This is a genomic window from Phytomonospora endophytica (assembly GCF_014202425.1).
Classification (GTDB): domain Bacteria; phylum Actinomycetota; class Actinomycetes; order Mycobacteriales; family Micromonosporaceae; genus Phytomonospora; species Phytomonospora endophytica.
Genome location: NZ_JACHGT010000017.1, coordinates 36,658 through 56,213, shown reverse-complemented (window position 1 = coordinate 56,213; position 19,556 = coordinate 36,658). Strand labels below are relative to the sequence as shown.

The following is a 19,556-nucleotide window of genomic DNA, read 5'->3' as shown; positions in this document are numbered from 1 at the left end:
GTGGATGCTCGGTGCCTGTAGGGCGAGGTTGAAGTTGCTGACAGTTAGCAGAACTGGATACGTCGCCCGGACCGTCATCTGGAGCGGACGTGGCATTTATGGCGACTTGGCGAGAGACGGCCACCCGCAGGTAGGCAACTCTCACGTGGGGTTTCCCGCTCTGGTGAACCGAATTAGCACGGACCCCTACTCTTGGTGAGGCCGTGAGTGCCTTAGGGAGCCAGGCGTCGACCGCGTGACTCGAGTCGAACCAGTCGTGGCGGATTAGCTACTAAGAGCTTCTAACAGGATCTTGGTAGTCGTCGGTGGCAGATGAGGGCGCAGGCGAGGGATACCAGGGCGTCGTGGATGTCGAGGTGTTTGTCCCAGCGGATGGCGAGGCGTTTGAACTGGTGCAAGTGGGAGATCGTCTGTTCGACGACGTAGCGGAGTTTGCCCAGGCGGGCGATGCCGGTAGTGCCTCGGCGAGGGATGATCGGCATGATCCGGCGGGCGGTGATCTGTTCGCGAACGGCGTGAGAGTCGTAGCCCTTGTCGGCCAGGAGCGCCTCGAAACGGCGCCGGGGTCTGCCAGGTCTCCCGCGGACGGGTCGGATCCCGTCGACCAGCGCGATCGCCTGGGTGACGTCGGGGATGTTCCCGCCGGTGGTGATCACTCGCAAAGGAACACCGGCACCGTCGCAGATCACGTGATGCTTCGAGCCTGGCCTGCCTCGATCCACCGGCGATGGGCCGACACCCTCGCCCCCTTTTTCGCCCGTAGATGCCCGCCATCGGCCACCGCGCGCGTCCAGTCGATCCGCCCCGCCGCGTTGAGTTCGCCCAGGAGCACCTGATGCAGCTGGTCGAACACGCCCGCATCCGACCAGCGCTTCAACCTGCGCCAACACGTCATCCCTGACCCGTATCCGAGCTCCTGCGGGAGGTCTTCCCACCCGATCCCGGTGTGCAGCACGAACAAGATCCCCTGCAGACACAACCTGTCGTCCAGCGGACGGGGACCAGGCGACTTGTCTGGCCACACCGGAAGCAACGGCTCGATCCGCGACCACAACCCATCATCCACAACCCACGGTCGTCCCATACCCGATCCAACGACCAAACCCGACAACCGTCACCCACCACCAGCACAAACGCTGAAGATCCTGTTAGAAGTTCTTATGGCGCTCTTGAGAGCACGACCTACTCCAACAACAGCTTCCAGTCGAAACTGACCAACTGGCACGACGAAGCGACTGGGCGCCTCACTCGGACCGTCGTCGGTGACGAAACCAACCCTGTCGCGAACACCAACTACACCTACAACGATGTCGGGACCATCACCCGCATCGAAGAGGACGTTAAGAACGACACCCAATGCTTCGGTTACGACAGGCTCCAGCGGCTGACCGACGCCTGGACGCCGTCCAGCGAAAAATGCTCCGATGCACCTGACGCCGAGAACCTCGGTGGGCCGGCTCCGTACTGGAAGACCTACGGGCACGATGACACCGGCAACCGGATCTCGCTGACGGACAACACCACCGGCGCAACCACCGCTTACAAACAGACAGACACCGCGCACCCGCACGCGGTCACCAGCGCCAGCACCAGTACCGCCGCGACGACGGACACGCCGTTCATTCGGAACTTCCAATACGACGACGCCGGCAACATGAAGGCGCGTACGAGTCCGAGCGGGACAGAGCAGTCCTTGACCTGGGACGTCGAGGGACGCCTGGCCACCATCGCCGACGCGGCTGGGTCCTCGACCAACATCTACGGGGCCGACGGTGAACGCCTCATTCGTCGTGATCCCAAGGGCGCAACTCTCTACCTGCCCGGCCAGGAGATCCGCTACGACACCGCCACGAATAGCCGGAGCTGCGCGCGCTACTACACCCACGCGGGATCGGTCTTCGCTGTACGCACCACCGCTGGCGGCCTCCAGTGGCTCTTCAATGACCACCAAGGCACCGCATCAGTCGCCATCAATCAAGGCAACCCACAGGTCCTCACCTACCGCTACCAGGACCCCTATGGCAACCCGCGTGGCACCAGTGTGGCTTGGCCGGGAGAACGCGGTTTCCAAAACGGAGTCAACGACCCCAGCGGCCTGACCCACATCGGAGCCCGCGAGTACGACGGCACCCTCGGACGCTTCATCAGCGATGACCCGGTTGCGATGACCGAGAACCGTCAACAGCTGCACGGCTACGCGTACGCCAGCAACAGCCCACTCTCGGTCTCGGACCCATCCGGTCTGGCCCAAGACCCCGACATGCCACAGGGAACCTACGCCGCAGAGGCATGGGTCAACTCCGACAGCTACCACCCGCCGAGCTACTACGCACCCCCGCCCCCGCCCGAACCAGAAGGTGACGACTGCTGGGGCTGGTCCTGGACCTGCGAAGCCATCGACTCCGCCGACCGGTGGATCACCGACAACGCCGGGATCGTCGGCGCCGTCGTAGGAATCGCCGCCGGCGCGATGTGCATGAGCATCGCCACAGGTGCGACGTTCGGTGTGGCTGCCGCGCCAGCTGCCGTGGGCTGCGGGATGCTTGCCGGTGCCATCGGGAGCGCCGTCACCAGCAACATCGAAGGCGACAGCATCGATGAGACCGTCACCGAAAGTCTCGAAGGCGCTGTCATCGGAGGAGCGCTTGGCATCCTTGGTCCACTGGCGGGCGCTGCGAAAAATGCGGCTCGCGCGTTGCCAGGAGCTGTCAAGGCATTGCCAGGTGCCGTCAAAGCTCTGCCAGGCGCACTCAAGGGACTTCCGAGTAAACTGATCCCGAACGCGACCGCCAAAGCAGCTTCATCTGTCCGCGAATCGTATGTGGAGGAAGTGAGCGGCCTTAAAAAGCTCGGAGAGACACTTCTTGGTAATGGGGCGTCGCCTGAACTCACCGCACGAGTTCTGAGTGCCCAGCGTAGAATCATGGGAGCTCATTACAAAGCCAAATCTTCCCCCGAGATGCTCGCCACAATTTATGAGCGCAATCTCGCCAAGTACGGGGATGAGCTGGGGCCGACGGTGAATTGGCTCAGAGGTGAAGGCAAGACCTGGGAGCAAATAATCGAAAGTTCATCACGAACCGGAGGAAGGGACTTGGGGCTCTAATGCTAGTTCGCTCGTTTTCTCGCTTTCGCGATTTGGCTGAGTTCGATCCGAACAGCGGGGCTCTCACCGGCAAACGTGTCTCCTCGTCAGAAGGTGAAGTATTCGGCGCCCGGGGCTACTTCGTTACCCTGGCTGGGGATGACGTTGTGTTCTACCGTATGGGTGCCGAGCTACGACTGTGGCTCCGAGGGCGAAGTTGGATTGCGAGTGCTGCGACCGTTACCTGGCAAAAAGTCGGCAATCATTCCGTGATGAGTGCCGGGGATCTGGAGGGGCAACAGGTTTCGATTACGTATGAGCCGCTCGGGGCAATTGAGGATGACCCGACGCCTTTCGTGGAGGACGAACATTGGGATTTTGGCCTATTTGTCGTGAACGTCCTAACGGAGGAAGGTCGAGCGTCCAGGATTTTGCGCGGCTAGTTCGGTATAGAGCGGGAGGTTTCCCCTGTTAACGGGTGTGCTCACAGGTTGTTGTACAAGCCATGTTCGGGTTGGGTATGAGCTGTCCTGAATGGACCCAGATGGTTTATGGGTTAATGCTCTCTGCGAGCCAGGACGAGGCTGGTCACCGTCGTGATCGCCATCGCGGCCACGCCGACCAGGGCGGCGGTGGTGTAGGCGTCTTCGTTCGGGAAGAGGTGGCCGGTGGTGGTGCCGGTGGCCAGGACCAGTCCGCCGATGGCGCTGCCCAGGGAGTATCCGACGCTGCGGACGATGTAGTTGAAGCTCATGGCGCTCGACGTCTCGCTCTTGGGCGTGACGGCCAGGATGACGCCGGGCATGGCGGCCGAGAAGCTGCCGACGCCGAGGCCCAGTACGCCCATGGCCACGAGCAGTTCGGCGAGGCTCGACCGGGCGAGTGCGAACAGGACGAACCCGCCGCCGACGATGGCGGCGCTGCCTGCCAGCAGCAGGGGGCCGTCGATCCGTTTGCGGACTCGTGGCGTGAGTTTGCCGGCGACGAATCCCAGCACCGAGAACGGGATGAGGACCAGTCCCGCCACGAAGGTGGTCAGCCCGAAGCCGTAGCCGGCGCTGTGCGGCGTCTGTGCGTAGCGGGTGATGAGCGTCAGCAGGAGGTACATGCCGATTCCGCCGACGAACATGGCGATGTTGGCCCCGGCGACCGCCGGGTGCCGCACCGCGCGGACGTCGACGAGGGGTGTCGTGGCGCGCAGCTCGATGGCGGTCCAGGCGCACAGGAGAAGCACGGCGGCGACGGCGAGGGTGACCGCCAGGGGCAGGTGCCGGCTCCACAGGTTCCTGTCGCCGGCGAGGAACAAGACGAGGAGCAGTCCGCCCGCCAGGGTGAGCGCACCGGCGACGTTCACGTGAGCGGAGCGGCCTTCGGGAGCCGCGGGGATGGAGCGCCAGGCGGTCAGGAACGCGATGGCGGTGACGAGCAGGCCGAGGCCGTAGGCGGCCCGCGGTCCGCCGAACTCGGCGAGCAGCGCGGCCAGCGGGTAGCCGACGCCGGCTCCGATGATGGAGACCACGGAGATCAGGGCGATCGTGGCCGCGCTGCGTTTCTCGGGAAGGTGGTCGCGGGCGACGCCCATCATCAGCGCGGTGAGGCCGAGTCCGACGCCTTGGGCCGCTCTGCCGGCGAGCAGCCAGGCGAAGGGCAGTGGCAGGGCGGTGACCGCGCTGCCGCCGACGACGATGGCCAGTGTGGCGAGGATCGTGGCCCGTCGGTGAGGGCCGGCGCCGAGCCGGCCGAGGACGGGTGTGGCGACGGCGCCGCTGAGCAGGGTGATGGTCAGTGTCCACTGTGCGCTGTCGAGGGAGACCTCGAAGGCGGTGGCCACGCTGGTGATGAGCGGCGTGCCGAGGCTGGCGACGGCCGCCACGACCAGGGCGATGAACACCAGGGCGGGGACCAGCAGACGGGTGGTCGGGGCAGTGCTCGGGGGCTGGGCCTGGGTCTTCGTCACCGGTCGGACTCTTCTCGGGCGTGGCCTTCGAGTTCTGCCAGGTGCCGCAGCGCGGGGAGAGCGGCTGTCAGGGCCTCGACTTCGTCTGCGGTGAGTTGGTCGATCAACCGCGTGTACGCGTCGATGCCCGCTTGGCGCCGGGTCCGGACGTACGAGGCGCCGGTCTCGGTCAGGCACACCAGCGTGACCCGCTTGTCGGACGGATCGCCCGTCCGTTCGACCAGGCCGGATTCCTCCAGTCCCCGGACCAGGACGGTCATCGCGGGCTGGGTGACGCCCTCGGCCATTGCCAGATCGGTGATCCGTCGCGGGCCGGTCTTGTCCAGGGTGGCCAAGGTGGCCGCGGACGTCAGGCTCATATCGCGGGGGAGGCGTCGGACGGCCCTGGTGGCCAGGCCGTAGAGGGCTGAGCCGATGGCGTCGGAAGCGCGTGCGGCGCTGTGGCGACTCATGCCTGAAGCATAGCAGCTTTATATATAGGCTTTATGTATGTCGTTGTCGGGGTGCGGCTGCACGTGCGGTTCGCGCGTCAGTCCGGCAGCCAGTCCAGTTCGTGCGCCAGGGTTTTGGCGACGGCGCGGATGCGGCGGTGCAGTGGCGACTGCTCGCCGGGGAGGACCAGGTGGATCACCAGGCTTGGTGCGCCCCGCAGGGGGCGCCAGGTGAGACCGGCCGCTTGTGTCGAGATCGCGGCTTCTCCGGCCGGGGCGAGGGTGGCCCCGTCGCGCAGGTCCGTTTGAGACATGTCGAAAGCGACCGCGGGCGTGTGGAACCGGGGCTGCGGCCGGATGTCTCGGAACAGTGTGGTCAGTTGATCGTGGACCACGGGGTTGGCCGCACGGTCGGGGAGTCGCAGCGGATAGGCGGCCGCGTCGGTGATCTCGATCTCGGCGTGTTCGGCCAGCGGATGGTGCCGCGCCAGCTGGACCCCGACGCGCATGCGGCGCAGCAGGAACCGGCGCACGCCACGTCCCGGCTGTTCGCCGCGGGTGATTCCGGCGTCGATGCGGCCGTCGGCGACCGCGGGGACGATCTCCGGTGTCGCCATCGGGACGGCGCTGACCTGGAGTCCGCTGTTGTCGCGCATCAGCCTGTCCACCAGTGCCGGTACCGTCTCGGCCCCGGCGCTGAGGCTGTGTCCGATGCGCAGCGTGCCCAGTTCACCCGTCGCGGCGCTGCGGGCGGTGTCCCATGCCCGGTCCAGTGCCGCCAGTGCGGGCGGTGCGGCCTCCGCCAGAGCCGCACCGGCTGCGGTCAACGCGACGCTACGGGTGTTGCGGACCACCAGGGCCGTACCGAGTTCGGCTTCCAGCCGGCGTATCCGGGCGCTGAGCGCGGGCTGTGCGATACCGATCCGTGCGGCCGCGCGGGTGAAGTTCAACTCCTGCGCCAGCATCAGGAAGTACCGCAGGCTCACCGTGTCGGGTGCCACGCGACCTCCCCCTTGATTGATAACGATCCGTTCTGAGACTAGTCGGTATTGGTCTTTCCCTCGGCCGTGGATCAGGCCTTAACCTGCGCATACGACGCCGGACGTGTCCGGCCGAACACAGGAGGTTTCCATGACCAAGGGCTACTGGGTCAGCGTCTACCCCGCCACCACCGACCCCGAGGCGCTGACCGCCTACGACGAGCTGGCCGGTCTGGCCGTCCAGGCCGGCGGCGGGCGCGTCCTGTCTTTGATCCCGACCCGTGGTGGCCGCCTCGTCGCCCACGAGGCAGGTACCACCCAACGCGTCGTGCTGATCGAGTTCGACAGCTTCGAACAGGCCGTCGCCGCATACGAGAGCGAGATCTACCAGCAGGCGCTGGTCGCCCTCCCCGACGGCTTCGAGCGCGACTTCCGCATCATCGAAGGCATCGACTGAGCGGCCACCAGGACACGATCTTGAGCCCGGTATTCTCGCGGCATGGACACCGATCGATTCAACACCACCACGCTGAACGACGCCGAGAGCCGCTTCCAGACCGCGCTGCTGAACAACGACGTGTCCGCGCTCGACGCGTTCCTGCACGAGGACGTGCGTTTCACCGGCCCCGACGGGTCCACGATCGACAAGGCCGCCGACATGGCCGCCCACCGGGCGCAAACGCTGCTGCTCACCGAGGTCGGCGAGGTCAGCCGCGAGGTCCAGGTCATCGACGGGATCGGTGTCACCCGGGCGGTCCTGCACCTCGTGGGGACGGTCGCCGACGACAAGATCGACGCGACCTTGGCCTACACGCGGACCTGGGCCCCCTCGGCGAACGGCTGGGTGATCGCCGCCGCGCACGGATCGGTGGTCTCGCCCTGACCGACGCCCGGGTGGTCAGGCGGTGTGCGAGTCACGGTCCGGTGGGCCGTGACCTGGCCCGCCCGAACAGCCGGATCACCGGGCCGTCCTAGTCGTCCTCCTCGGCGGCCACGGGCTTCAGCCGCAAGGTCACCTTCGTGATGGCGCGGTTGTCGACGGCGCCGACCGTCGCGGTGAAGCCGGGGAGTTCGACGGTTTCGCCGGGTGCGGTGGGGATGTGCCCGAGGTGGGCCAGGACGAGTCCGGCGATGGTGGTGTAGTCGGCGTCGTCTTCGCCGTCGTCGAGGTCGATGCCGATGTCGGGCATGTCGTGGAGTGGGAAGGTGCCCGGCAGGATGAGCGTCCCGTCGTCGTTTCGGACCACCGAGAGGACATCGCGGTCGGATTCGTCGTAGATCTCGCCGATGACCTCCTCGACGAGGTCTTCGAGGGTGATGATCCCCGAGATGGAGCCGTATTCGTCGGCGACGGCGGCGAGGTGCTCGCGTGTGGCGCGCAACTGCCGCAGCGCGTCGGCGACCGGCAGGGTCTCGGGGAAGACGACGCAGTCGTGGGCGTGTTCGGCGACGGTGCCGTCGGCGTGGACGAGGTCGCGGAGGTGGACGACGCCGAACACGTCGTCGAGCCCGCCGGGGCCGGTGACCGGTGCGCGGGAGTGCCCGGCGTGCAGCAGGGTCCGCAGGGCGTCCTCGGTCGGGGTTTCGCGAGGCAGGGACATGACCTCGCGGCGGGGAACGATGATCTCCTTGACGATTCGGTCGGTGATCTCGAAGGCGCCCGAGATGATCGTGCGCTGTTCGGGAGTGAACCCCCGTTGCGCGGCGACGAGGTCGCGGATCTCTTCGGGGGAGACCTCTTCGCGGCCGGCGTCGGGGTCGCCGCCGGTCATGCGGACGACGATGTCGCTGGACTTGCCGAGCACCCACACGGCCGGCCGCGACAGGGTCGCGAGCAGGTCCAGGGGGCGGGCGACGAGCAGCGCCCATGTTTCGGCGCGCTGCATGGCGATGCGCTTGGGCGCGAGTTCGCCAAGGACGAGGGTGAAGAAGGTCAAGATGAGCGTGACGATGACGATCGCGACCGGCCTGGCGCCCGAACCGAACAACGACAGCGGTTCGATGAGCGGCTCGGCCAGCGACACCGCCGCGGCCGCCGAGGCGAGGAAACCCGCGAGGGTGATGCCGATCTGGATGGTGGCCAGGAAGCGGTTGGGGTCGCGTGCCAGCTTGGCGAGAACCTTCCCGCTCCTGGTGGTGCGCTCCAGGCGTTGCAGCTGGCTCTCGCGCAGCGTCACCAGGGCCATCTCGCTGCCGGCGAAGACCGCGTTGAGCAGGATCAGGACGAACACGAGCAGGATCTGCCCGCTGTAGCCACTCACGGCTGTCGACCTCCAAGGTCTCGTGTGGACAAAGTGGGCGCCCCCGTTCACCGGAGGCGCCCACCCGGGCGTCAGGGCTGCGCGCGCAGGATGTCGGGTTCGAGGTAGATCTGCGTCGCCGTCGGCACGGCCACCCGGATCGCGGCCTCGGCGTTGTTGATCGCCGTGGTGATCTCGTCGCCGTTGTCGGTCCGGTCGATGCCGATCTTCGCGGCGACCAGGATCTCCTCGGGTCCGATGTGGACGGTCTTGAGGTGGATGACGTGGTCGATGACCGCCTCGGCGCTGATCGCCGCGCGGATCGCGGCGACCTCGCGCGGACTGGCGGCCTCGCCGAGCAGCAGGCTCTTGGTCTCGGTGGCCAACACCACGGCGATGACGACCAGCAGCGCACCGATGACCAGCGTCGCGATCGCGTCGAAGATCCCGTTACCGGTGATCACCGTCAGGCCCACGCCGAGCAGCGCCGTCACCAGCCCGATCACGGCCCCGGCGTCCTCAAGGAGGATCGTGGGCAGCTCGGGGGCCTTGGCGTGGCGCACGAACGACAGCCACGACTGCTCGCCTTTGAGTTTCGCCGCCTCCCGCATCGCGGTGCGCAGCGCCCAGCCTTCGAGCCCGATCGCCAGCACCAGCACCACGACCGCGATCAGCGGCGAGGACAGCTCGTGCGGGTCGGTCAGCTTGCTGTAGCCCTCGAACAGCGCGTAGAGCCCGCCGAGGGTGAACAGCACGATCGAGACGATAAACGCGTAGATGTAGCGCTCCCGCCCGTACCCGAAAGGGTGCTCCCTGGTCGGTGCCCGCCGGGCGCGTTTCCCGCCGAGCAGGAGCAGCGCCTGATTGGCCGAGTCGGCCACCGAGTGCACGCCCTCGGCGAGCATCGAGGAGGATCCGGTGATCCCCGCCGCGACGAACTTGCTGACCGCGATGCCCATGTTCGCCGCCAAGGCGGTGACCACCGCCTTCGTACTGCCGTCCCCAGCCACTACGGGCCCTTTCTAGTGGTGAACGTGCGCGTTGTCGCGAGCACGGATCGAATAGCGAGCGGCCCGGCCGGGTTGGTCCGGTCGGGCCGAAGATGGCCGACCAGGTCAGTCGTCGTCACCGTCGAAGACGTCGCCGATCTCGTCGAAGACCTCACCGAGGACCATGCCGCCCACCAGGCCACCGGCCACGCTCGCGGCCACGGCTCCGCCCCCGAAGCCGCTTCCACGCTGACCATGGTGCCCGCCTCGGGAGGCGACGTCGGTCAGCCATTCGTCGACCAGGCCCTCCCAGTCGGTGCGCAGGGCGACTTCGTGCGGGAACACCCAGCGGCCGAAGTCGTCACCGCCGCCGCCGAAGACCCCGCCGCGACGGTCGGCCTCCAACACGACGGCGAGATGGTGCCGGTCGGCGACGAAGGTCAGCTCGACCTCGCCGATACGACCGGCGAACTGATGCGGCGGCTGGAACTCGATCTCCTGGAAGAACGGCAGCTCCTGATGCAGGCCGCGGATCCGGCCGCGTTCCAGATCGGCCTTACGGAAGGAGAAACCGAGTTTCCCCAGGGCGTCGAGGACGCGTTCCTGCGACACCAGCGGCGTCACCGACAGCGGGTCCAGATCGCCCTTGTCGACGGCCTTGGCCACCGCCAGCTCGGTGCTCACACCCAGCGCCATGCCGTGGAGGTGCCGGCCGAAGACGCGGGTCACCGGGGTCTCCCACGGGACCTCGATGGCGAAGGGGATCGAGTGCCGCTGCCCGGCGGCCAGCGCGAACCGGCCCGACGCGAGCTGACGGGCGAACTCCACGGCGGCGCTGAACTCGTGCTCGCCGCCTTCCATCTCGACCCGCGTCACCAGGCTCAACGCGACGTGCTCGATCGCGACGTCGTGGTCACCGCCCTGAATGTGGACCTGACCGGTCACCCGCTCGCCGGGTCGTACGTCGCTGTGGTCGAGGACCGTGTCCACGCTCGGGCCACCGACCCCGAGTTTTCGCAGCATCTTCTTGAAGACCACCGAACCGCTCCTTTGCGCACGAGGAAGCGTGGGGTCGGTCCCCACGCGAGAAGGTGGGGACGAAAACGGCCAGAAACCCTGGCCGCACCATGATCACAACGCCGGGCCGCACCCGGCTGAGGACTACAGCCCTCTATGTCGTCATCTGGCATGCCGTCGAGGTTAGCAGCCCCTAAGCAAGGTCAGGCACCGTCGAAAGGCCGGGAGACGATCCTCAATACGGGGGCGGTCCGGGGTGTCACGGCCTCCGGAAAGCCGCCGGGAAGTTAGCGTCGTTCCCATGTGCGATCGGGGAGCGGTGCGACGGGGACACCCCCGCCGACTCCTCCAACCGGTCGCCGTGATCGTGATGCTCATGCTGATCGCCGGGGCGGACCTCTGTGCGGCGCACCCCCATCACCCCGACCCGGGACACGGCGTCTCGGGCGTCGTCCACTGCGAACCGCTCGGACACCGGCACCACGTCGAGCGTTTCGACGCCGACCCCGCCACGGCCCCGGTTCCCAACGCCGTCGCCGTGAAGAGTGCCACCGTGGCCCCCAGTCGTGCCGTCGTCGACGTGGTGTCGGCACCGACGACGAGGGCCCCGTGGACGAGCGGGGGAGCCGACGGCCTGATCGGACTGTGCGTGTCACGGACATAGGAGAGCGGTGGCGGCCCATGCCGCCTCATCGTTCGTCCTTCGTCGGCACGACCCAAGGGGAAACACCATGTCCGAAACCGGCATCGCCATGCCGACCGTCCATTCACGCGTTCACCGCAGCGCCGCCGGGATGGTCGGCGACACGCCCGTCCTGCGCATCGCCGCCGGCCCAGACCGCGGCTACTGGGCCAAACTCGAAGGCGAGAACCCCGGCGGCATCAAAGATCGCGCCGCCCTGCACCTGGTCCGCGCCGCCCGGCAGCGCGGTCTGCTCGCGCCCGGCGCCCCGATCGTCGAATCCAGCAGCGGCACCTTCGGGCTCGGTCTCGCGCTGGCCGCCGGAGACCACGGCCATCCCTTGTGGATCGTCGCCGACCCCGGCCTCGAACCCTCGGTGCGCAGGCTCCTGGCCGCCTACGGCGCCATCGTCGACATCGTCACCGCCCCCGATCCCCGCGGCGGCTGGCAGGAGGCGCGCCGCCGCCGGGTCGCCGAGATCCTCGCCGACCGGCCCGGCGCGTGGTGCCCCGACCAGTACCACAACCCCGACATCACCGGCGCCTACGCGCCGCTGGCCCGCGAACTCGCCGCGCAGCTCGGCCGCGTCGACGTGCTCGTCTGCGCCGTGGGCACCGGGGGCCACTCCGCCGGGATCCACCGCGAACTGAGCAGGCACTCCCCGGGCGTGCGGCTCGTCGGCGTCGACGCGTGCGGCTCGACGATCTTCGGGCAGCCCGCGCGCCGGCGCCTCATGCGCGGCCTGGGCAGCAGCATCCACCCCCGCAACGTCGCCTACCCGCGCTTCAGCGAGATCCACTGGGTACCGGCGAGCGCGGCGGTGCGGACCAGCCGTGCCCTGGCCCGCTCCAGTTTCGGTTCGGGCGGCTGGAGCGTGGGCGCGGTCGCGCTGGTCGCCGACTGGCTCGCGCGCACCCACCCGCGCGAGACCAGCATCGTCGCGGCCTTCCCCGACGGCGTGCATCGCTACGCCGACACCGTCTTCAACGACGACTACTGCCGCGCGCACGGCCTGCTCGACCAGCCGGTGCCCGAGGGGCCGGTGACGCTCACCGATCCGCTCGCCGAGGAGGCCGTGGCCTGGTCGCGTTGCGCCACCGTGGTCGACCCGGTCGCCAAAGGCGCGGGCCGGTGACCGGGCTGCGTGCGCAACTGCGCGGCGTCGGCCCGACGGTGCGGTTGTTGTGTCTCAACCAGTTCGGCATCAACCTGGGCTTCTACATGCTGATGCCCTACCTCGCCGGGCATCTCACCGGCGATCTCGGCCTCGCCGCCGGTGTCGCCGGGTTCGTCCTCGGCGTGCGCAACCTCTGCCAGCAGGGGATGTTCCTGCTCGGTGGGACATTGGCCGACCGGCTCGGCTACCGGTCGATGATCATCGCGGGTTGCGTGCTGCGCACCGTCGCCTTCGTCCTGCTGGCCGCCGTGCCTTCGCTGCCCGGTCTGCTGGTCGGGATGGCTGCGACGGGTGTCGCCGGGGCCTTGTTCAACCCGGCAGTGCGCGCCTATCTGGCCGCCTCGTCGGGGGAGCGGCGGGTGGAGTCCTTCGCGGTGTTCAACGTGTTCTACCAGGCGGGCATCCTCGTCGGGCCCGTTGTGGGGCTGGCCGCCACGGCGCTCGACTTCACCGTGACCTGCGCTGTGGCCGCGTTCGTCTTCGCCGTGCTGGCCCTCGCCCAGCTGCGATACCTCCCCGCCCATGACGCGGGGGAGGCCGAGAAGACCTCGATCGCGCGGACCTGGCGGACGGTGGCGGCCAATCGGCGCTTCGTCGCCTTCAGCCTGGTCATGACGGTGCCCTACGTGCTCGGATTCCAGATCTACCTGGCCTTCCCGCTCCTGGTCGCCGCCGAGTCGGCGATCGTGGGCACGATGCTGCTGTTCGCCGTGACGGGCTTGGTCACCATCGCCTGCCAGGTCCGCGTCACGGCCTGGTGCCGGTCTCGATGGGGCCCGGAGACGTCGATGGAGCGGGGAATTCTGGTGATGGCCGCGGCCTTCCTGCCGCCGGCCGCCGCCGTCGGCCTCGACGCGGCGGGCGCGGTACTCGTCGCCTGCGCCGTCGCCGGAGCGGTACTCCTGGCCGCCGCGACGATGATTATCTACCCCTTCGAGATGGACACCGTGGTCGCCATGTCACGAGGCCGGCACGTCGCCACGCACTACGGGCTCTACAGCAGCGTGGCCGGCGTCGGGATCGCCGCCGGGAACACGATCATCGGAACCTCACTCGACACCGCCGGCACCACCGTCCCCTGGCTGGCCATGGCCGCCCTCGGCGTCCTCGGCGCCGTCGGCCTGCGCACCCTCCGCCGCCGGGGCCTGCTGTCCCCGGCCGCCGAGCCTGCCGGTGAGCTCGTCGCCAGGGCTTAGCCGGTTGGCCGCTGTTCGCGAGCCGGGTAGGTGAGCGGTGAGTACCGCTCACCCACCTTGGTTCAGCCGACGAGTGCCGTCTTGCCCGCGGTGACGGGGTAGGGGGTGGTCACGCCGGTCGTCCCCGTAATGTTCGCCCACGAGATCTGGTAGACGGTCTTGGCGCCGGACGCCAAGACGAGGATCCCGGTGCCCGTCAACATCAGCGTCTGCCCGAAGCCGCTGGCGGCGGTCGTCGGCGCAGGCACTCCGTGTGCTCCGGGAGCGACCAGATAGTCGGCTCCCGCCGCCGAGCCGGCCAGCGGGAACATGTGCACGGCCCCGGCGTTCGCGGGACTTCCCGCTTCCTCGCCCGGTACGCCGGCCGCCAGGTGCAACGTCGACACCGTGACAGGTGCGTCGGCGGCGAGATCGTCCAGGGACACCGATGCACCGAACTGGTCCCCGGTCTCCGGCTGGTCCTGGCGTGCCCCACCCTGCAGAAGGCTGGCGTGAAGCGTCAGCGTCTCCGAAGCCGCATCGAGGTTGAGGACCGTGACTCCACCCGCGTCGACGACCGCTTGCTGATCCTCGCCAGGCGTGCCGATCGCGATCAGGGTGTGGACCGTCTTGGAGCTCTGGCCACTGGGCCAGTAGTCCACCATGGACACCGCTGCCCCGAAGCGGTCGTTGGCCTCGGCCGTTTCGCCCACCACCGTGACGGCCTGGTCGAGCCCCTTGATGATCTTCGGGCTGCCGGCGGTGAGTTCGTGCTTCCCGATCTGGGCGCCGCCGGCCTTGGCCATCGTGCCGACCGCCTCGTTCGGTGCTCCGATGATGAATCCCCGAGACGAGGCCGCGAGGCCTCCCCGTAGTTTCAATCTGGAAAAGCACGCTGGAAGTATGGATCTAGGATTGTGGCAATGGATAAGAGTGGAATCTCAAATAATGAGTCCTCTCCCTCCTTTTCGATTACTTCGATTATTGGCGGAGGCTTCGAGGATAAACGCTGGACCTCGGCGATCAATGCCCTCCAGCGGGCGCTCGTCCACGCTGCGGGCGACGGCCCGCCGGATCCGTTCGGACTGGCCGTTACCTTCATAGTCCCCGGAGAAGTCTATGCTCCCCGGTTCGCTGGCATGCGTACCGGACGTTTCCTAGAGGAACCTCAGACGCTGGTCGTTCAAGTGGCGCTCCCGGAAAGCCCAGGCGATAATGCGCAAATCGAACTGCTCGATTTTCTGGACGAAGCGATAGAAAGAGCCGAAGGGTGGGGCGCGCGAAAGAAGCGTCTGGACTCGCAAATGGTGGAAGCGAGATCGGTCGCGGCGACCCTGCGAAGACTACTGTCAGATCCCACTGAAGAATGACCTCCTAGCGGCCGCCAGCTCGTTCGCCTTTTCGAAGGACTCCATGCCCAAGCCCCTGCACGTTCCGCTCGTTTTTGCCCTCCTCGCCGTTCTCGCCGCCTGCTCCACCGAGTCCGGCTCCGGTGGGGGTGATCGCGCCGAGGACACCCCGCCGTACGTTTCGACGAGCGAAAGCGCCGACCCCGGCGCGCTCGCCGCGCCCGACCCCACCGACGGTGTCCTCGCGCCCTTCTCCGACCCGGGCGACCCCGCGCCGGGGTCGACCATCTGGCCGGGGAAGAAGTCTCCGCCGGGGGCGCCGAAGGCCGATCCGGACGGCGACCCGCTTTACGGTGCCCGCATCGCCATCGACCCCGGTCACTACGGCGGCAACGCCGACCACCCCGAGATCATCGACAAGCTCGTCGATGTCGGCACCGGTACCAAGGCCTGCGACGCCATCGGCACGAAGACCTACGACGGCTCCTATCCCGAGCACGCCTTCGCCTGGGACGTCGCGCAGCGGCTCAAGACCGAACTGGAGAAGGCCGGCGCGATCGTCACCTTCACCCGCGACTCCGACAGCGGTGTCGGGCCCTGCATCACCGACCGGGCCGCGATCGGCAACGAGGCCGACCTGTCGGTCTCCCTACACGCCGACTGGGGTTCGACGACCGGCCGCGGCTTCCACATCATGGAGCCCAAACTCGTCAACGGCTACACCGACGACATCGTGCACGAGTCGCACGCCTTGGCCGTCGCGCTGAGGGACGCGCTGGTCGGCGGCAAGGTCGTCCAGACGTCCACGTACATGGGCACCGATGGCATCAATCCCCGCAGCGACATGGGCGGGTTGATCCTCTCGGATGTGCCGAAGGTGATGGTCGAGTGCGCCAACATGCGCAACACCAAGGACGCGGCCCTCACCAAGGATCCCGTCTGGCGCCAGAAGCTCGCGAGCGCTTTGGCCGCTGGTCTTCGCGCGTACCTCGCCTAGCGGCCGGCCGGGCGATTGGTCGGGGTTGTCCCGGGAAGGGCGCAGGGGACATCCTCCTCCCTAGCGGCGACCTAGGCTCCTCCGCGAGGAGGGCATCTCCACCCGCGAGGCGACCCGCGGTGTCCTCCCACCGGTGGACGATCGCCCCGGATTCCGGCCCTACCGTCAAGGGGACCCTGGAGGAAGACATGCCCGACGCCCTGCGACTGACCGGCCTGACAAAGGCCTTCGGCGGCAAACCCGCCGTCGACGACCTGTCCTTGACCGTCCCGGCCGGTTCCTTCTACGGCCTCGTCGGCCTCAACGGCGCGGGGAAGACCACCTCGCTGTCCATGGCGGTCGGGTTGCTACGGCCGGACGCCGGGCGTGCGGAGGTCTTCGGCGTCGACGTGTGGACCGAGCCCGAGCGCGCCAAGGAACTGCTGGGCGTCCTGCCCGACTCCCTGGGCATGCCCGAGCGGCTCACCGGCCGGGAGGTGTTGACCTACCTGGGTCTCCTGCGCGGGCTCGACCGCTCCGCGGTGGATGCACGGGCCGAGGAGCTGCTGACCGTGCTGGAGCTCGTCGAGGCGGAGAAGACCCTGGTCTCGGAATACTCCACCGGCATGCGCAAAAAGATCGGGCTGGCGGTGGCGCTGCTGCACGCGCCCCGGCTGCTGGTCCTCGACGAGCCCTTCGAGGCGGTCGACCCGGTGTCCGCGCTGACCGTGCGCAGGATCCTGCGCCGCTTCATCGACGGTGGCGGCTCGGTGGTGATGTCCAGCCACGTGATGGCGCTGGTGGAGCACATCTGCGACCACGTGGCCGTGATCGACCGTGGGCGCGTGGCGGTGTCGGGGACGGTCGGGGAGGTCAAGGCCGGACGTGGCCTGGAGGACGTGTTCGTGGACCTGGTCGGCGGTCGTGTCGAGGGTGCGGAGGGCCTGGCGTGGCTGGCGTCTTGATCGCGATGCGGGTGGCGGTCCTGCGTCACTCGCTGCGCGGGCAGAAGGCGGCCTACACCGCCTCCGCCGTGGTGATCGGCCTGGTGCTGGCCGGTGCGACCATCTACCTTGGATTCTCCGACGGCACGGCCCTGGCGGGGTTGCTGGGCCTGTGGGTGCTGGGCTGGGCGATCGCGCCGCTGATCGTCGGTGGCGGCGAGGTGCTCAAGCCGGAGAACTTCGCGGTGCTGCCGTTGACCCCGCGCAAGCTGGCCGCCGGGTTGCTGGCCTCCTCCTTCGTCGGCTTCGGGCCGGCGATCGCGTTGGTGGCTTTCGCCGCGCTGCTGCCCTACGCCGTGCAGGCCGGACCCGAGACCCTCGTGGTGGCGGTCCCGGCGATGCTGCTGGAGCTGGCCTTCGTGGTCCTGCTGGCGCGCTTCGTCAACGCCGTGGCCGGAATCCTGCTGCGGACGCATCTCGGCGCGGCGATCGTGGCCTTCGTGTGGGCCGGTGCGTTGGCGCTGCTGGCACAGGGCTGGGCCCTGGTGGCGGCGCTGACCCAGCGCTGGGGGGCGAAGGGACCGGCCGTCCTGGACGACATCGTCGGCTGGCTGCCTTCGGGCTGGCCTGTGCGGGCGGTGGACGCCGCTGGACGCGGTGAGTGGGGCCTGGCGGCCGGTCTGCTGGCGGCGATGGCCGTCCTGCTCGTCGTGATGCTGCTGACCTGGGCGCGGATGCTGCGCCGGCGACTCACCGTCAAGCCCGCTCGGCCGCGTGTCCACACCGCCGGCAGAGCCCGCCTCGGCGGCAACGGCCCGGTCGGCGCGGTGCTGGCCAAGGAGCTGCGCGGCTGGTCCCGCGATCTGCTGCGGATCAACCACATGTGGTTCGCGATCGTCTACGGCGTGGCCTTTTGCCTCCTGCCGGTGCTGGTCGGCTGGTGGGGCATGGCGCCCTACACCGGGCTGGTCGTGCTGGTGATGGCCTCGGGCCTGGCCGCCAACGTCTTCGGTTCCGACGGCACCGCGCTGTGGATGACGCTGCTGACCCCGGGAGCGGCCCGGGCCGACGTGCGCGGCCGGCAGCTGGCGTGGGTGGCGGTCTTCGGGCCGATCAGCGCGGTGCTGACGGTGGCCCTCACCGCGGTCTCCGGAGAGGACTCGGCGTGGCCGATCGTGCTGGGGTTGCTGCCCGCGGCCCTCGGCGGCGCGGCCGGACTGGCGGCCCTGGTCTCGGTGTACATGCTGATCCCGCTCACCGACCCGCACAAACGCGGCGCGAACCCGCTGGGACTCGGCGACAACGAGGGGCAGGTGTCCGGCCTCGTCTACGTGATGCTGCTGGGTGTCCCGCTGACCTGCGTACCCGCCGCCGGCGCCCTCGCCGCAGGGCTGATCACCGGCACGGCCTGGCTGACCTGGCTGACGGTGCCCGTCGGCGTCGCCTCCGGCGCGCTGTTCTCCTGGTGGTTCGGGCGCCTGGCACACCACAGGCTGGTCACCCACGGACCCGACCTGCTCCAGGCGATGCGCACCGGCAAGGCGGCCTCGACCCGCACGGTCAGGGGCGAAGACGGCGTCAAGCGCGTCCTCGCCGACTTCAAGCTGGAGGACCTGCCCAAGAAGGAGCGGACGATCGTGGGGATCTGCTGGGGCACCGGGTGGCTTCCGCTGTTCCCGCAGGGCCTGGTGGCCACCGGGATGCTGCTGTTCGGCCAACGCGAGAAGTCGTGGTTCCTGGCCACCTACCTCGGTGACTTCGCCTACCCCGTCGCGATCGCGATGCTCCTGCTGGGGCTGGCGGTCTACGGGACCGCGTTGTACTTGCCCTGGCGCTATAAGAAGTCACGGGCCGCGCGAGAGGCGCTCGGCGGTTAGGGGCCCCACCGCCGGGGGAGTCGCGATCCGGCCAGGGGAGTATGAGTCTTACCGCTGTGGTGTCGCCGGCACCGACCGAGCATCGGCTCGCGACAGCGGGATCTACGAGATGGCGGCGGACGGCAAGGCACCTCGGGAGCATCGGCGAGGTTTAGATCCGGCGCCGGTGCCGTCCAGCCGGTGTGCGACCTGGATCTCGGCGCCGTCCATGACTCACGCACCCGGGCCGGGGAGCGGCAGGCCATCGTCGTCGGCGAGGGCGGTCAGGCCGGTGACGACCAGGAGCCGGGCGACATGAGGGCGGGCTTTGGTCAGGCGCAGCCATCCTCCGGCCTCCGCGCAGTGTTTGGCCGCGGCGACGAACACACTCAGCCCGGTGCTGTCGCACGCGGCGAGTTTCGACAGGTCGACGAGGATGCGCGGCGGTGCTGTCGACCCGCCCAGGTCCGACAGGACACTCCGGAGCGAGTTCGCGTTGCTGATATCGAGTTCGCCGTCGAGGCGCAGTTCCGCCACGTCGGCCACGACATCGGAATTGGTCATGAGTATCACTGTGGGACCTCAGGCGGTTGGGGTCCGGTAGTGCGAGAAGACGTCTACCGGTACGCCGCAGACCCCGGCGACGAAACTCGTCAAGCCGTCGAGACCACAGGGGCCGATGTCCACGATGGGGACGC

Annotated in this window: 20 protein-coding genes; 11 read left to right on the top strand and 9 right to left on the bottom strand. The window is 68.4% G+C overall.

The window, feature by feature from the left end:
• Positions 1-281 precede the first annotated feature (281 nt).
• A protein-coding gene (locus tag HNR73_RS40300) for an IS5 family transposase (protein WP_311677836.1) occupies positions 282-1,024 on the bottom strand; the annotation gives its coding sequence in 2 pieces (ribosomal slippage) (positions 282-754 and positions 754-1,024; 744 coding nt in all).
• Between HNR73_RS40300 and HNR73_RS31615 the strand changes: the two genes are divergently transcribed.
• Together HNR73_RS31615 and HNR73_RS31610 are read left to right on the top strand one after the other, a co-directional pair.
• Positions 947-3,106 carry an RHS repeat domain-containing protein gene (locus tag HNR73_RS31615; RefSeq protein WP_184791356.1) on the top strand — a complete coding sequence of 720 codons (2,160 nt, stop codon included), beginning with the start codon at positions 947-949 and terminating at the stop codon, positions 3,104-3,106. The two genes, HNR73_RS40300 and HNR73_RS31615, sit on opposite strands and share 78 nt — an antisense overlap.
• Positions 3,107-3,138: 32 nt before the next feature.
• The gene (locus tag HNR73_RS31610; RefSeq protein ID WP_184791355.1) at positions 3,139-3,528 is read left to right on the top strand and encodes a hypothetical protein; all 390 of its coding nucleotides are present in this window, start codon (positions 3,139-3,141) and stop codon (positions 3,526-3,528) included.
• A gap of 113 nt (positions 3,529-3,641) precedes the next feature.
• Here the strand turns inward: HNR73_RS31610 and HNR73_RS31605 are convergent, their stop codons facing one another.
• The 3 genes from HNR73_RS31605 to HNR73_RS31595 form a co-directional block, all read right to left on the bottom strand.
• Positions 3,642-5,042 (bottom strand): MFS transporter, encoded by a 1,401-nt coding sequence (locus HNR73_RS31605; protein ID WP_203686686.1) that lies wholly within the window; start codon positions 5,040-5,042, stop codon positions 3,642-3,644.
• Positions 5,039-5,494, bottom strand: a complete 456-nt coding sequence (locus HNR73_RS31600) for a MarR family winged helix-turn-helix transcriptional regulator (protein WP_239122272.1) — start codon at positions 5,492-5,494, stop codon at positions 5,039-5,041. Before HNR73_RS31600 ends, HNR73_RS31605 begins: the two co-directional genes overlap by 4 nt.
• 77 nt (positions 5,495-5,571) lie before the next feature.
• The gene (locus HNR73_RS31595; protein ID WP_184791354.1) at positions 5,572-6,474 is read right to left on the bottom strand and encodes a LysR family transcriptional regulator; all 903 of its coding nucleotides are present in this window, start codon (positions 6,472-6,474) and stop codon (positions 5,572-5,574) included.
• 130 nt (positions 6,475-6,604) lie between these two features.
• Here HNR73_RS31595 and HNR73_RS31590 point away from each other — a divergent pair, with 130 nt between their 5' ends.
• Positions 6,605-6,910: a DUF1330 domain-containing protein gene (locus tag HNR73_RS31590; protein WP_184791353.1), complete on the top strand. Its 306-nt coding sequence runs from the start codon at positions 6,605-6,607 to the stop codon at positions 6,908-6,910.
• 42 nt (positions 6,911-6,952) lie between these two features.
• A complete protein-coding gene (locus HNR73_RS31585; protein ID WP_184791352.1) occupies positions 6,953-7,336 on the top strand; it encodes a nuclear transport factor 2 family protein in 384 nt (127 codons plus the stop codon).
• Positions 7,337-7,424: 88 nt separating this feature from the next.
• Here the strand turns inward: HNR73_RS31585 and HNR73_RS31580 are convergent, their stop codons facing one another.
• From HNR73_RS31580 to HNR73_RS31570, 3 genes are all read right to left on the bottom strand, one after another.
• Positions 7,425-8,714, bottom strand: a complete 1,290-nt coding sequence (locus HNR73_RS31580; RefSeq protein ID WP_184791351.1) for a hemolysin family protein — start codon at positions 8,712-8,714, stop codon at positions 7,425-7,427.
• Between the two features lie 71 nt (positions 8,715-8,785).
• Positions 8,786-9,703, bottom strand: a complete 918-nt coding sequence (locus HNR73_RS31575) for a cation diffusion facilitator family transporter (RefSeq protein WP_184791350.1) — start codon at positions 9,701-9,703, stop codon at positions 8,786-8,788.
• A gap of 105 nt (positions 9,704-9,808) precedes the next feature.
• Entirely contained in the window at positions 9,809-10,720 is a 912-nt protein-coding gene (locus HNR73_RS31570) for a sporulation protein (protein ID WP_203686688.1), read from the bottom strand.
• 280 nt (positions 10,721-11,000) lie between these two features.
• Between HNR73_RS31570 and HNR73_RS31565 the strand changes: the two genes are divergently transcribed.
• The 3 genes from HNR73_RS31565 (at position 11,001) to HNR73_RS31555 (ending at position 13,754) form a co-directional block, all read left to right on the top strand.
• The gene (locus tag HNR73_RS31565) at positions 11,001-11,363 is read left to right on the top strand and encodes a hypothetical protein (RefSeq protein ID WP_184791349.1); all 363 of its coding nucleotides are present in this window, start codon (positions 11,001-11,003) and stop codon (positions 11,361-11,363) included.
• Between the two features lie 67 nt (positions 11,364-11,430).
• Positions 11,431-12,516, top strand: coding sequence for a PLP-dependent cysteine synthase family protein (locus tag HNR73_RS31560; protein WP_184791348.1), 1,086 nt, complete (start codon positions 11,431-11,433; stop codon positions 12,514-12,516).
• Entirely contained in the window at positions 12,513-13,754 is a 1,242-nt protein-coding gene (locus HNR73_RS31555) for an MFS transporter (RefSeq protein WP_239122273.1), read from the top strand. Before HNR73_RS31560 ends, HNR73_RS31555 begins: the two co-directional genes overlap by 4 nt.
• 62 nt (positions 13,755-13,816) lie before the next feature.
• Here the strand turns inward: HNR73_RS31555 and HNR73_RS31550 are convergent, their stop codons facing one another.
• Positions 13,817-14,539 (bottom strand): hypothetical protein, encoded by a 723-nt coding sequence (locus HNR73_RS31550; RefSeq protein ID WP_184791347.1) that lies wholly within the window; start codon positions 14,537-14,539, stop codon positions 13,817-13,819.
• 117 nt (positions 14,540-14,656) lie between these two features.
• Here HNR73_RS31550 and HNR73_RS31545 point away from each other — a divergent pair, with 117 nt between their 5' ends.
• The 4 genes from HNR73_RS31545 to HNR73_RS31530 all read left to right on the top strand — a co-directional run bounded on the left by HNR73_RS31545 (position 14,657) and on the right by HNR73_RS31530 (position 18,879).
• On the top strand, positions 14,657-15,103 hold the full coding sequence (locus tag HNR73_RS31545; protein WP_184791346.1) for a hypothetical protein: 447 nt from the start codon (positions 14,657-14,659) through the stop codon (positions 15,101-15,103).
• A 43-nt stretch (positions 15,104-15,146) separates the two neighbouring features.
• Complete coding sequence (locus HNR73_RS31540) at positions 15,147-16,079, top strand: N-acetylmuramoyl-L-alanine amidase (RefSeq protein ID WP_184791345.1); 933 nt, start codon at positions 15,147-15,149, stop codon at positions 16,077-16,079.
• 176 nt (positions 16,080-16,255) lie between these two features.
• Entirely contained in the window at positions 16,256-17,023 is a 768-nt protein-coding gene (locus HNR73_RS31535; RefSeq protein ID WP_203686702.1) for an ABC transporter ATP-binding protein, read from the top strand.
• Entirely contained in the window at positions 17,008-18,879 is a 1,872-nt protein-coding gene (locus HNR73_RS31530) for a hypothetical protein (protein WP_184791343.1), read from the top strand. Before HNR73_RS31535 ends, HNR73_RS31530 begins: the two co-directional genes overlap by 16 nt.
• A gap of 213 nt (positions 18,880-19,092) precedes the next feature.
• Here HNR73_RS31530 and HNR73_RS31525 read toward each other — a convergent pair whose 3' ends face one another.
• Positions 19,093-19,422 carry an STAS domain-containing protein gene (locus HNR73_RS31525; protein WP_184791342.1) on the bottom strand — a complete coding sequence of 110 codons (330 nt, stop codon included), beginning with the start codon at positions 19,420-19,422 and terminating at the stop codon, positions 19,093-19,095.
• Positions 19,423-19,556: the final 134 nt, after the last annotated feature.

Bases quoted from the DNA above. Each gene is read 5' to 3' on its own strand.
- HNR73_RS31560 (WP_184791348.1), top strand. From the start codon at position 11,431: ATGTCCGAAACCGGCATCGCCATGCCGACCGTCCATTCACGCGTTCAC.
- HNR73_RS31545 (WP_184791346.1), top strand. From the start codon at position 14,657: ATGGATAAGAGTGGAATCTCAAATAATGAGTCCTCTCCCTCCTTTTCG.
- HNR73_RS31565 (WP_184791349.1), top strand. From the start codon at position 11,001: ATGTGCGATCGGGGAGCGGTGCGACGGGGACACCCCCGCCGACTCCTC.
- HNR73_RS31550 (WP_184791347.1), bottom strand. From the start codon at position 14,539: ATGGCCAAGGCCGGCGGCGCCCAGATCGGGAAGCACGAACTCACCGCC.
- HNR73_RS31590 (WP_184791353.1), top strand. From the start codon at position 6,605: ATGACCAAGGGCTACTGGGTCAGCGTCTACCCCGCCACCACCGACCCC.
- HNR73_RS31585 (WP_184791352.1), top strand. From the start codon at position 6,953: ATGGACACCGATCGATTCAACACCACCACGCTGAACGACGCCGAGAGC.
- HNR73_RS31600 (WP_239122272.1), bottom strand. From the start codon at position 5,494: ATGAGTCGCCACAGCGCCGCACGCGCTTCCGACGCCATCGGCTCAGCC.
- HNR73_RS31540 (WP_184791345.1), top strand. From the start codon at position 15,147: ATGCCCAAGCCCCTGCACGTTCCGCTCGTTTTTGCCCTCCTCGCCGTT.
- HNR73_RS31525 (WP_184791342.1), bottom strand. From the start codon at position 19,422: ATGACCAATTCCGATGTCGTGGCCGACGTGGCGGAACTGCGCCTCGAC.